Below are 12,594 nucleotides of genomic sequence, written 5' to 3'. Positions count from 1 at the left end.
GCTATTGGGGACCATGGAAGCAGGCCCCTTGTCAATCAGGGGAAGGAGCAATTACGCAGCCGCCGAGGCATCCTCCGGCAGGGCATTGCCATAGCGGATACGGTCGGAAATCGTACGGGCGAGACTCTGCACCGCCACCGTACCGTATTGGCGCTCCAGACGGCGGATGGTGAAATGCACTTTTGCCAGCCTGCGATAATGATCCAGAAACACGGTATTCACCAACGCTCCGCCAGCGGCCCCGATCAGCGGTATGGCCTGCATGGCGAATTTTTCCCCGATCCGCACGCCATAACGGCTGGCGACCTCTGAAAACAGCATCACCAGGGGGCGGCCCTGCAGGAACAGGCGCGCGGACCAGTATCCGGTATCGGCTTCTTCTGACAGCGCTCCAAGCCTTCCCAGTGCAGGCCCCCCGAAGGCAAAGACCTGAAGGCATGCCTCCCGTGCTTCCGGCTGGCTGAGATCTTCCCCTTCTTCCCGGGCGATGGTGGCAATGTTGCGCATGATCAGGAGGGTCGTCGCGGTGGCATCGGGCAGGAAACCGGCCATTCCGGCCAGCCCGCCCAGCGCACCACTGGTCGCGGCAATGAAACGCGCACCGCCGGCGCTGGACAGGTGGCTGCCATGGTCGATCCCCAGAATCGCCACATCAAAAGCACGCCGCAGGGCAGCCTCGGCCAGCCCATGGATTTTCTCGGCATAGCGCCGGGTCAGCGAAAGACGGTTGATACCAAAGGTGGCGGCCTGACCGATCAGCCCGGCCACCAGATCGGCCCCACGCACCAGCAGGCCGCGACTGTCATGCAGGGCTCGGACGGCTTCTTCCAGCGTCGCGGCGTCGGCCGGGGTCAGGCTGAGACTGGCGGGGGTCAGGGCGCTGGCTGAATTCTGGCTCTGGCTGCTTTCGGTCATGCGGATGGTCTCCTGATCCGTGCGGGCATGCTGGTGTGAGACTATAACGCCGGGGGTAGCGGGTGGTTGGCGTGTTTTTCCATCCGCCCTGAGGATTGCCGGTTTTCATGATCGGGCATTTTCCTCTAGCACAGGCACAGCACCGGACCGGCATATCGCCTCCGGGCGAGAAAGCGGATTTTTCCTGCCGATGTTACGCCTGACTGAACTGAGACTCCCCCTTGATCATGGCCCGGATGCGCTGGATGAAGCGGTGATCGCCAGACTGGGTATTACACCGGATGCATTGTTGAGCAGCACGGTCTTCCGTCGCGGCTATGATGCGCGCAGGCGTTCCTCCATCGCGTTGATCTACACGATAGATGTGGCGGTGAAGGACGAGCAGGCAGTATTGGCACGGTGTGCGCCGGATCACCGCGTGATGCCGGCCCCCGATACCGGCTATCGCTTTGTGGCGCAGGCTCCGCAGAGCCTGCCCTCCAGACCTGTGGTGATCGGGGCTGGACCATGCGGGCTGATGGCTGCGCTGGTGCTGGCGCAGACCGGCTTTCGCCCGATTATTCTGGAACGCGGCAAACCGGTGCGGCCTCGCACCAGGGATACATGGGCACTGTGGCGGCGCGGGGAGCTTGATCCCGGTTCTAACGTGCAGTTCGGTGAAGGCGGGGCGGGGACTTTCTCGGATGGCAAGCTCTACAGCCAGATCCGGGATCCGCATTTTTATGGCCGCAAGGTGCTGACGGAATTTGTCGCAGCCGGAGCCCCGGAGGAAATCCTGACCATCAGCAAACCCCATATCGGCACGTTCCGTCTGGTGACGATGGTGGAACGTATCCGGGCCAGTATCGAAGCGCTGGGGGGAGAATACCGCTTTGAAACCCAGGTCACCGATCTGGATATCGAGGTGCTGGCTGATGGTCGTCAGCAGATCCGGGGTGTGGTGCTGAATGCTGGCGAGCGAATTGCCACTGATCACGTCATTCTCGCGGTCGGTCACAGCGCCCGTGATACATTCGGGATGCTGCATGCGCGGGGCGTCTATATGGAGGCCAAGCCGCTTTCCATCGGCGTGCGGATCGAGCATCCGCAGGCTCTGATCGATCGTAATCGTTTCGGGGATTTTGCTCGCCATCCCTTGCTGGGGGCGGCGGATTACAAGCTGGTCCATCATGCCTCCAACGGTCGGGATGTATACAGCTTCTGCATGTGTCCGGGGGGTACGGTGGTGGCGGCCACTTCTGAGCCTGGCCATGTCGTCACCAATGGCATGAGCCAGTATCTGCGCGCCGAGCGCAACGCCAATGCCGGGATCGTGGTTGGGATCACGCCAGCCGATTTTCCGGGGGATGCAGCAACGGACCCGCTGGCGGGTATCGCGTTCCAGCGTCATTGGGAGCGCCGTGCGTTCGAGGCCGGAGGCGGTGGCTATAGAGCTCCTGCGCAGAAGGTCGGGGATTTTCTGGCCGGACGTGCTTCCGTCTCGCTGGGCAGCGTGCCGCCTTCCTACCGTCCTGGTGTGACGCCGACGGATCTGTCCACCTGTCTGCCGGATTTCGCCGTTGCAGCGATCAGGGAGGCGCTGCCCGCTTTTGACAAACGTATCAAGGGCTTCGCGATGGAGGATGCGGTGATGACGGCGGTGGAAACCCGCACGTCCTCACCCCTGCGGGTCCGGCGCGATGGCACAGGGCAAAGTCTGAATACAGCGGGCCTGTTTCCGGCCGGGGAAGGGGCGGGATATGCGGGAGGAATTCTCTCCGCCGGAGTAGACGGTATCCGCATCGCCGAGGCTGTGGCTCTCAGCATTACCGGCAGCGCCACCCCCCTTAGCCGGGAGCCAGGGGGAGAAGCGATGACGGTCTATGGCTGAAACCGTCTGATGCACCTGATGGATGCGGAGGAGATCAGTCTTCCGCGTCGGCGTCCTTATCCTTGGCTTCGGCTTTTTCCTTGGCAGCGGCTTTTTCGGCAGCGGCGGCAGCCGACGCAGGTTGTGCTTTGATCAGCAGTGCAATCAGTTGCTGGGAGGTAACGGCCTTGTCCTCACCGCGCACGGTGGCAATCTCGGAGGCAAAGCGATCAAGGGCGGTTTCAAAAATCTGCCGCTCGCTGAAGCTGCCATCCTGACTGCCTGCATTGCGGCGTAGATCACGCAGCAGCTCTGCCAGTGCCATCAGATCGCCGGAGTTGATCCGTGCCTGATATTCCTGTGCCCGTTTGGACCACATTACCTTGCTGATTCGGGGGCGGCCGGACAGGGCGGCAATCGCTTTTTCCGCATCGGCCTTGCTGGACAGCTTGCGCAGGCCAGTCGTCGCCACCTTGGCGGCGGGCAGGCGAATGGTCATCTGGTTTTCAGCGAAGGAGATCTGGATCATCTCGATCTTGTGGCCTGCAACATCCTGCATACCGACATGATCGACACGGCCTACACCATGGCCCGGATAGACCACCGCATCGCCGGTTTTAAACTGCTTGGCAGCAGGGCTGCTCTGTGCGGCGGTGGCGGCGAACGCCTCATCGGTCATAGCCTTGGTGATAACGACGACTGCCATTGTTTCTTCTGGTGCTCCGGTCTCAACGCCCTGATCAGGCGAAGCAGGTCATATTGCCGGAGCCATCATACACGATCCTGCACGATTTTGCAGGCCTTCACGCACGGCAGGGCATCATTCCTGCGTGTTTTTTTACATTATTGTGGCAGACAAAAAAACGGAGCCGCTTGCACGGCCCCGCAGTTTATCAGTTGGGGAAGACATCTGAAGTCGATGGATCAAGTGTATGAACGGAACCTGTCTCTCTCAAGTGACAATCAGGACAGATAGCCGTCTGTCTGCCATGATGGCGAATACAATCCCATAAATGCCGGTGGATTGCGAAATCTTAACGCCTGTTCTGTTAATCAGTTCAGCAATAAAGGCCGAATTATGTCAGATTTTACTCTGTTTCCGACCAGTTTATGACAATCCTGTAAGATATTTCAGAGTATGTATAAGGCGATATTATCGTGTGACAGGATCGGCTGTGGCGCTGATGGTCATGCTGTTCAGCAGGCTGTCATTCGGGTTGAGCAGGGACAGGAGTGGGGCCGGGGGATCCATCGTCGCCGAAAGGCTCAGAAAATGTGGATTGCGCAGAAATGCTTTCACTGCGTCCAGAACCGGCACGATTTTCGCCGGCATACCATGAGACAGCATGTCCATCTGCTGGAGCGTTGCCTGCTGTACCTGTTCCGGTGTTACCTGGCGCTGCTGGCTGATCAGAGTGACGATATTTTTCGTCAGTCCTGCCTCATTCCATGTGAGACTGAGTGCAGACAGTCTGGCCGGCAGAAAAGCCAGCGGTTCTCCGGTATCGAGCGCTGCAGGCGGTAAACCGACCAGCGTCCCGGATATCGTCAGTGTTCCTGCCTTCTGAATATCCGCCCGCAGCGAGCGGAGCTGCCATGTCTGGTTCCCTGCGGTGTAGTGGCTTTGCATGGCAAAAGAACCGGACAGGCTTGTATATCCAAGCTGTTGCAGGATGTCCGTATGCGTCAGCGGGGCAATGGTCTCCTGAACGGACGGAATGGTCAGATCCTCCACGGTCATATCCGTATCCACATCTCCGGCACCGGAGTGAGCTTCCTGGGAGCGGACATGCCCGCAGGAAAAAGCAGTAGAGGATTGTTCCAGTTTGATGCCGCTGGTTTCAAAGACCACATTCTGACCAAGGGAGGATCGAGGGTGACCATGCCGGGCACCCTCGATCAGGGTGGTCAGATCAGCCCCGGTCAATGCGCTTTGCCGGACTGTCAGATGTGCCTTCGGGCCTGCTTGCGGGATCAGGGCCTCCAGCCCCGTGAAGCGAAGGTCGGAGGTCTGACCCATCCCCCAGTGGTCGATGGTAAAGCTTTCGAAGCGGGCCTTGACGGGACGCTCTTTTCCATCTGCATCCCCATCATCGGCCTTGGCCGAGTGGGGGGGCTGGCGGGGCAGGAAAACCACTTCCCATTCGGCCATATCCAATCGGTCAAAGCGCAGTTTTTCAGGCATTATCGCTTCTTCTTCCCCTTTATCGGGGATGATCAGCGCTTTGACTGTCACGTGTCTGGCGGTTGCTGTCGCCCGGTCTTCAGGCTCTGTTTCGGTTACATCCTCCAGCTCAAGCTGTCCGATGGTATTGTCGGACACGTCATGGGCCGAGACCGTGCGGGCCGTGATGAGGTGCGTTTGATAGTGCAGTGTCACGTCATGCAGGATGACGCCCCGCTGCAACAATGCCGGTTCGGCACTGGAATAGGTCATGCTTCCGTCAGGCCTGAGTCTGTTCTGAAAGGCCTGCAATTCTGCCAGAAGTCGGGTTTCCGCCTTCTGATGTATCCACCAGTAGCCTCCGGCCCCGACAGCGACGATGATCAATGGAGCGGCAATCAGAATGGTTTTCCGAGACATGTTTTTCCGAGACATGGGCGCCTAATGTCCTTTGCAGACTGAAGCTGGTCGGAGCCTGTTTCATCGTCAGAAACAGACATGACGGATAAAATCAGATCGTTCCCGGAGCGTTTTTGAAGGTGCGGGCAATGAAATCGATCAGCACCCGACAGCGCGGAGCCAGATGGCGTGTCGATGCGTAGGCGACAAACACGGCCAATGGTTCCATCCGGTCCTGTGGTAATAATTCGATCAGTCGCCCCTCCTGAAGATCCTGCTCCACCATGTAATGGGGCAGGGCTGCAATACCGGCCCCCGCCAGAGCGGCACGACGAGTGGCCTCGCTGCTGCTGCTGGAAAACCAGCTATGGACCGGCAGGGGTGAGGAGACGCCGCCCGTGATGAAGGCCCAAGCGCTATCGCTGCCCGGCCCGGCATAGGTCAGGCAGTCGAAATCCTTCAACTGCGCAGGAGAGGCAGGTTCAGCCCGTCCAGCCATATAGCAAGGGGCGACAACCAGCAGGCGCCGCGCACTGCCAATCTTCCGGACGATCATGGAAGTTTCAGGCACGCCGCCGACATACAGCGCCAGATCGAGTCCATCCTCGATCAGATTGACGGTTTCGTCGCTCAGCCTCAGGGCAACATCGATATCGGGGTACAGCTGATGAAAGGCGGCCATCTGACCGGACAGATACAGACCAAATGCAGTCGGGGTGCTGATACGCACTCGTCCGGAAGGTGGTCTGGCACCTCGGCCGATCGCTTCCTCAGCGGCTTCCAACTGGTCGATGATGCGGCGTGCATGCTCCCGCAGGGCCTCGCCTTCCTCGGTCAGATGCAGGTGCCGGGTGGAGCGCTGCACCAGTTGCGTGCCGAAATGATCCTCCAGCATGCCGATTTGCCGGGAGATCATCGGCTGGGACATGTTGATCGCCCGCGCTGCCGCGGAAAACGAGCCCAGTTCGGCAACCCGGAGAAAAACCCGCATTGCCCGCAGCACATCGAGCATTGATATGTCCCGTCATCAGTCACCGGTATTATTCGGGTCCGGCATCTGTTTTGACAAGCATGCCCTCTGCCGGGCGGTTGGATGGATAGCACGGGAATGAGGCACGTTTTTTGCGCGAGGGTGAGAGCAGGATTGGGGGCGGGATTGGGATGGGCAGGCATCGTTGCCGCATTATGCGCGGCGGCGCTGGCATTGCTGCCATTGGTTCTGATCCTGCTGGCGACGCTGGTGCTGGACAGCCTGCGTGATGCCGCGGACATCACGCATTGGCTGCTGGAGGTGATGCTGCCAACGGGGATTGGTCAGCAAGGGCCGCTAGGCAACGGGTTTATCCGGCTCCATCCATGGGATGTGGCCATAAAATCCATTCCGGGGGCCTGCCTGATTTTGTCAGGCCTTGCCCTTCGGCTCCGGCATGCAGGCGGTCTGGTCCTGACACTGGTGATCATACCGCTTTATGCAGCCGGAGCATGGCTCAGTGGCTGGATGGTCTGGCTTCCGATTGGCATCGCCATTGTCGCGGAAGTCATGCTTGTCATGCTGACCGTGATCAGACCGCCTGCTGTGCGGTAAAAAATTATGAACCTGTCGGTGTCGGCACACCGGCAACCGGGCAATCAGCAACACCGGGTTCACTGCGGGTCAGGGCCTCGACTTTGGCGCGGGTGCCTTCAGGATCGGTGATCCAGTCACGGTAGAAGGAATAGGGGCATTCCGCCTTGCCGCTGCTATTTTCTCGGGAAGCAATGGTGCCGGTATAGCCGCGGTGCAGCAGCTTGTAGAGATGGTTCTGCGACTGCCCGTTCCTGCGGGCGTCGCGGATCAGAGCTTTGGAGAGCTGGGCATACTGGATGCCGTTTTCCTCCGTCCCGCATTCACCCAGGGTGCGTCCGTCGAAACCGATGATCGCGGAATGGCCGAAATAGGAATAGACCCCGTCAAATCCAGCCGCATTGGCCACGGCCACATAGACGTTATTGGCCCATGCCATCGCTTTAGCCATCAATATCTGCTGTTCTTTCGCGGGATACATATAGCCCTGACAGCGTACGATCAGCTCTGCCCCACGCATGGCGCAGTCACGCCAGATTTCAGGATAATTGCCGTCATCGCAGATGATGAGGCTGATCTTCATCCCTTTCGGACCCTCAGACACGTAGGTCTGATCGCCAGGATACCAGCCTTCGATCGGTGTCCATGGAATGATCTTGCGGTATTTCTGAACGATTTTTCCGGTATCGTCGATCAGGATCAGGGTGTTGTAGGGCCGTTTTTCCGGATGCTGTTCATGCCGCTCGCCGGTCAGGGAGAACACGCCCCACACCTTGGCCCGGCGGCAGGCATCGGCCAGAATATCGGTCTCCGGTCCGGGGATGGAAACAGCAGTTTCCATCATTTCGGCCTCATCATACATGATGCCGTGGGTACTGTATTCCGGGAAAATCACCAGATCCATCCCCGGCAGGCCGGCTTTCATGCCGATGATCATCTCGGCAATGGTATGGGCATTGCGGTGCACGTCCTCGATCGTATGCAGGCGCGGCATTTTGTAATTGACGACAGCGACGCCAACCGTATCGGCAGAGCTGGAAATATCACCATGCATCATGAGCCTGTTCCCCGCGACAGAATGTGATAATGCATGCTGCCCCGCTGTTTAACGGGAGGGGATACGTTATTCTGCTTATTGATCTCGGCCGGTTTTGGAAAAATAAAAAATCGTCAGCGGGAGGCCAGCAATTTCATGACAACGGCTGCGGCTGCGGCCCGGTTTTCGACCCCGATCTTGGTGTAGATCTGTTCCAGATGCTTGTTCACGGTGCGCGGACTCAGGCCCAGAATGTCGGCAATGTCGCGGTTCTGCTTGCCCCGACCGATCCATAGCAGAACTTCAGCCTCCCGTGCGGTTACGGGCAGACGCTGACGCAGGATGGTCTGCTCCTCGGCTGGATCGTTGATGATCAGACGCATCAGGATCTCGTCATCGCGGGAAGTGCCGAAGAATACGATCTCTACCTCCCGCGATCCGGTGCCTTCAGGAGAAAGCCGGTTTTCCGCAACAACCCGGCGGCTGCCGGTCATCGCTTCGCCGCTGGCGCATTCGGTGATCCAGGGCAGCAGAAACGCAGGCAGGACCGGCCTGCCATCCGAAGCACCCAGCAGAAGAGCCGCCTGTGGGGTGCTCCATGCAATATGTCCGCTGGCATCGACGGCAAACAGATAGCGCCCGGCACGATCAAGTGCGACATGGGCACTCTGCATCAGACGGGCATTGCCGAGATGTACGGTAATGCGGGCCAGCACCTGTTCCGGTGAGACAGGTTTGGTTACATAATCTACCCCGCCGCATTGCAGAGCCTGCACCACATGTTTGGTATCGGTCAGCCCGGTCATGAAAATCACGGGGATGATGGCATGGGTTGGATGCTGTTTCAGGCGGCGGCAGGTTTCAAACCCATCCAGGCCCGGCATGACGGCATCCAGCAGAATGATATCGGGTGTGACCTGTTCCATCAGCGTCAGGGCAGCCTGACCGGATTGTGCAACCAGAACGGTATAGCCGGCCATATCCAGCGCATCATGCAGGACTGAGAGACTGCCTGGTGTATCATCGACCAGCAGGACGATGTCGCGTGGTGTCATGGAGCGTTGCTGTCTGAAAGAAGAGGGGACGATCCTGCCGGGGCATGATCCAGCAGGGCTGACAGGCCGCTGAGATCGAACTGATCCGCCAGATGACGCAGCCGGTCGATGTCGGTGCGGGTATCCGGGTGGGTCGTGGCGATATCCTCCATTTTGTCGCGCAGGCCGCGCATGTATCCGATGGTGAGAAGCTGGCGCAATTCCTCACGCTGTTTGGTATCCAGTGTGGTCAGACCCTGATCCTGCGGCTGGGCAGGAGGAGGAATCACCGGTAATGGCTGGGTTATGAGCGGCGTTTTTGTTTGCAGTTTCAGGCGTTGATGCAGAAACGCATACAGCAGGCTGATATCGACCGGCTTGCTCAGCAGACCGTCATGATGATCACCAGCCATGCTGCCGCCGCTGATGGCGCCAGAATTGGCGGAGATGATCAGAATGGTTGCTTCACTGAAACCCGCTTCACGCAAATAACGGGCGACTTCCCATCCATTCAGGCCAGGCATCTGGATGTCAAGCAGGAACAGGGCAATCACATTGCCGGCGCGCCTTTGCTCTTCGGCCAGATCAAGACAGGCCTGACCGTTGACAGCATGCATCGCGGTGATTCCCAGCGGTGCCAGAATATCGCTCATCATATCACGATGAACCGGGTCATCATCGGTGATGATCGCCGTCAGGCCCGCACGTAGCGTTGAGGCAAGCGCGGTGGATGTGGATTGAGGCGCCTCCAGCGCCGGTTCCGTACTCTGCCGCACTTCGGAAAGCATCAGGCGGATGCGGAACGTACTGCCTTCGCCCAGCTTTGACTGCACGGTGATGTCGCCGCCCAGAATCTGCACCAGCAGTTTGGTAATCGTCAGCCCCAGCCCGATTCCGGGCATGCTGGCATGCAGGGCTCCGGATGTGCGGTGGAACGGCTCGAAAATCCGTTCCAGTTCCTGCCCGTCAATGCCGATTCCGGTATCGGTAATGTCGAGATCGGCAATCTGGCTGCGCCACCGCACACGGAATGTGACCCGTCCATAGCGCGTGAACTTGATTGCATTGGACAGCAGATTGATCAGAATCTGCCGCAATCTGCGTTCATCGGTATAGACCTGGGCGGGCAGTGTTTCCGGGCGGTCGAAGATGAAGTCGATGCCTTTCGCTTCCGCCTGAATGCGGAACATGCTGACAATCTGGTCCAGAAAATCACCGAGCCTGACGGCATCGCGGGCCACATCGATCCGTCCGGCCTCGATTTTCGAGATATCCAGTAATCCCTCGATCAGACCGGCCAGATGTTCTCCGCTGCGGCGCATGATGCCGATGGCGCGCTTCCATTTGGGGGGCAGGGTTTCATCCCCATCCATCAACTGCGCATAGCCGAGAATCGCATTCAGGGGGGAACGCAGTTCATGACTGGCCCCGACGACGAAACGGCTTTTGGCGAGGTTGGCGGATTCCGCAGCTTCCTTTGCTTTCTGCAGCTTGGCGTCGGTGCGGCGATGGGCGCGGATCTCGTTCATCAGCAGTGCGGTCTGACGGCGGCTTTCCTCCCGTGCGACGCGCCGGCTTTGAAGCGCCAGAACCAGCAGCCACGCGGCAATGCCGGAAATCAACAGCATGACGCACCATGCCTGCCAGAAAGCACTGCGTAACAGGGGGTCCGTCCGGGTCGCGCCGGAAACAGTCTGGTGATAAATCCCCAGCAGCATCAGGCCGGTGCTGCCTCCCAGCATCGCAAAGACAATGCAGTAGCGTCCTCCCAGACTGTCCAGCACAGGTTGCAGGCGGGTGGGGGTAAGCCATTGTTGGATGCGGTGCCACTGCACTGACAGCCTTGTCTCCGGTTTCTTGCAGAGATCATCGCAGCGTGCGTCGAGGGAGCAGCACAACGAACAGATCGCGCCGCCATAAGCGGGGCAATAGGCCGAATCCTCCGGTTCAAAGTCATTTTCGCAGACCACGCAATGCAGGCTTTGGAGATGCGCCCAGCTCCGTCGGGCCTTGCGCGCCAGATAGGTTTTACCTCCTGTTGCCCATGCGATCACAGGCGCTGTCACAAACGCGGTTGCAAAGCCGAGAAAGGGTGAGAACACCCCAGCCGCCACGCCGAACCACCCGGCCTGAGCGCAGAGAGAAACTGTAATGGCAGTCAGCATGGCGCCAACTCCGACCGGATTAACGTCCGGCAGATGGGCGCGTTTGAACTCGATCTGTCGAGGAGCCAGTCCCAATGCCCGGTTGATCGTCAGATCGGAAACCAGAGCCCCCATCCAGGCGGCGGCGATGCTGGAGTAATTATGCAGCGTGGCTTCGATGGCCTGAAATACACCCAGCTCCATCAATGCCAGCGCAATGGCAATGTTGAAGATCAGCCATACCACCCGTCCCGGATGAGCATGGGTCAGGCGGGAAAAGAAATTCGACCATGCGATGGAGCCTGCATAGGCATTGGTCACGTTGATCTTGAACTGGGAGATGAACACGAACAGCGCCGCCAGAAACAGTGCGGCTGCCGGATGCAGGCCCAGCGAGCCGAAAGCGATCCGGTACATCCAGGCTGGCTGAATGGCTTCCATGGCGGGAATGCCGGCATGGATGGCGAACACCGCCAGAAATGACCCCGCCAGCATTTTCAGCATGCCGGGGAAAATCCATCCGGCCCCGCCTGCCAGCACCGTCAGCGTCCAGCGCAGCCTGTGCTGTTCGCGTGTCTCTGCCGGGATAAAGCGCAGATAATCGACTTGTTCTCCGATCTGCGTAATCAGGGACATGATAATTGAGGCCGCGGCACCAAAGCTCAGCCAGTCAAATCCTGTGCCGTTGGCCATGTGGGAGAGCGGTGAAATTCCCTCAAAACCACTCCAGAGACCCAGAATGTCGCGGCCGTTGAGCGCAATGGCGATGAAAGGGGGACAATGCAGTAACAGCCATAAAGGCTGTGTCCAGAGCTGGACCCGGTTGATGGCGGAAATACCGCGTGCCACCACCGGGATCACGATGACGGAGCAGATCAGATAGGCCGCATACAGCGGAATGCCGAAGCAGATTTTCAGCATCGAGGCCAGAATGACGCTTTCCAGTGCAAAGAACAGGAAGGTAAAACTGGCATAGATCAGCGAGGTGATGGTGGAGCCGATATAGCCGAACCCTGCGCCACGGGTGAGCAGATCGATATCGACCCCGGCCCGGGCTGCCTGCAGGCTGATTGGCAGTCCGGCCAGGAAAATCAGCAGGCCGACCGCGAAAATGGCGCTGACGGCATTGGTGAAGCCGTATCCGACCGTGATCGTGCCGCCAATGGCCTCCAGGGCGAGGAAGGAGATAGCACTGAGCGCGGTATTGGCAATGCGCAGGCCGCTCCAGCGCCGGGCGCGCCTTGCTGTAAAGCGCAGCGCATAATCTTCCAGCGTTTCATCGGCGACCCAGCGATTATAATCCCGGCGGATGCGGACAATCCGCTGGCGGGAAATCCAGGGGCTGCCTTCCGGCGATTCAGGGAGCGGTCTTTGTGTCATGTCGGAGGCAGCATGCCATACCGGCCCGGTTTTTTCGCCTGACCTTTTCCCATTTTCGCCACCGTATGGCCCCTTTATGGCGGGGAAGTGTCCCTTTGATCCCCTTTGC

General features: G+C 59.1%; 9 protein-coding genes. 2 read left to right on the top strand and 7 right to left on the bottom strand.

The genetic code is table 11. The features are described from left to right. Positions 1–51: 51 nt before the first annotated feature. Positions 52–915 (bottom strand): EcsC family protein, encoded by an 864-nt coding sequence (locus GbCGDNIH8_RS09600; RefSeq protein WP_072573005.1) that lies wholly within the window; start codon positions 913–915, stop codon positions 52–54. Between the two features lie 190 nt (positions 916–1,105). Here GbCGDNIH8_RS09600 and GbCGDNIH8_RS09595 point away from each other — a divergent pair, with 190 nt between their 5' ends. Continuing rightward, the gene (locus GbCGDNIH8_RS09595; protein WP_072573004.1) at positions 1,106–2,785 is read left to right on the top strand and encodes an NAD(P)/FAD-dependent oxidoreductase; all 1,680 of its coding nucleotides are present in this window, start codon (positions 1,106–1,108) and stop codon (positions 2,783–2,785) included. 34 nt (positions 2,786–2,819) lie between these two features. Here GbCGDNIH8_RS09595 and GbCGDNIH8_RS09590 read toward each other — a convergent pair whose 3' ends face one another. From GbCGDNIH8_RS09590 to GbCGDNIH8_RS09580, 3 genes are all read right to left on the bottom strand, one after another. Then, positions 2,820–3,470: a CarD family transcriptional regulator gene (locus GbCGDNIH8_RS09590; RefSeq protein WP_072573003.1), complete on the bottom strand. Its 651-nt coding sequence runs from the start codon at positions 3,468–3,470 to the stop codon at positions 2,820–2,822. A 447-nt stretch (positions 3,471–3,917) separates the two neighbouring features. Then, complete coding sequence (locus GbCGDNIH8_RS09585) at positions 3,918–5,348, bottom strand: hypothetical protein (protein ID WP_157692618.1); 1,431 nt, start codon at positions 5,346–5,348, stop codon at positions 3,918–3,920. A gap of 91 nt (positions 5,349–5,439) precedes the next feature. Next, positions 5,440–6,339: a LysR family transcriptional regulator gene (locus GbCGDNIH8_RS09580; protein ID WP_072573001.1), complete on the bottom strand. Its 900-nt coding sequence runs from the start codon at positions 6,337–6,339 to the stop codon at positions 5,440–5,442. Positions 6,340–6,435: 96 nt separating this feature from the next. Here GbCGDNIH8_RS09580 and GbCGDNIH8_RS09575 point away from each other — a divergent pair, with 96 nt between their 5' ends. Continuing rightward, complete coding sequence (locus tag GbCGDNIH8_RS09575) at positions 6,436–6,912, top strand: hypothetical protein (RefSeq protein WP_157692617.1); 477 nt, start codon at positions 6,436–6,438, stop codon at positions 6,910–6,912. 4 nt (positions 6,913–6,916) lie between these two features. On the opposite strand, the gene GbCGDNIH8_RS09570 is transcribed toward GbCGDNIH8_RS09575, so the two are convergent. The 3 genes from GbCGDNIH8_RS09570 to GbCGDNIH8_RS09560 all read right to left on the bottom strand — a co-directional run bounded on the left by GbCGDNIH8_RS09570 (position 6,917) and on the right by GbCGDNIH8_RS09560 (position 12,485). Then, positions 6,917–7,948 carry an aliphatic amidase gene (locus GbCGDNIH8_RS09570; RefSeq protein ID WP_072572999.1) on the bottom strand — a complete coding sequence of 344 codons (1,032 nt, stop codon included), beginning with the start codon at positions 7,946–7,948 and terminating at the stop codon, positions 6,917–6,919. A 113-nt stretch (positions 7,949–8,061) separates the two neighbouring features. Beyond that, positions 8,062–8,982, bottom strand: a complete 921-nt coding sequence (locus tag GbCGDNIH8_RS09565) for a response regulator transcription factor (RefSeq protein ID WP_072572998.1) — start codon at positions 8,980–8,982, stop codon at positions 8,062–8,064. After that, positions 8,979–12,485 (bottom strand): hybrid sensor histidine kinase/response regulator, encoded by a 3,507-nt coding sequence (locus GbCGDNIH8_RS09560; protein ID WP_072572997.1) that lies wholly within the window; start codon positions 12,483–12,485, stop codon positions 8,979–8,981. The genes GbCGDNIH8_RS09565 and GbCGDNIH8_RS09560 overlap by 4 nt, the downstream gene beginning before the upstream one ends. Between the last annotated feature and the right edge of the window lie 109 nt (positions 12,486–12,594).

The sequence above is a fragment of the Granulibacter bethesdensis genome, from assembly GCF_001889545.1.
Lineage (GTDB): Bacteria > Pseudomonadota > Alphaproteobacteria > Acetobacterales > Acetobacteraceae > Granulibacter > Granulibacter bethesdensis_B.
The sequence above is the reverse complement of the archived record's forward strand: the minus strand, read 5'-3'. Positions and strand labels throughout refer to the sequence as shown.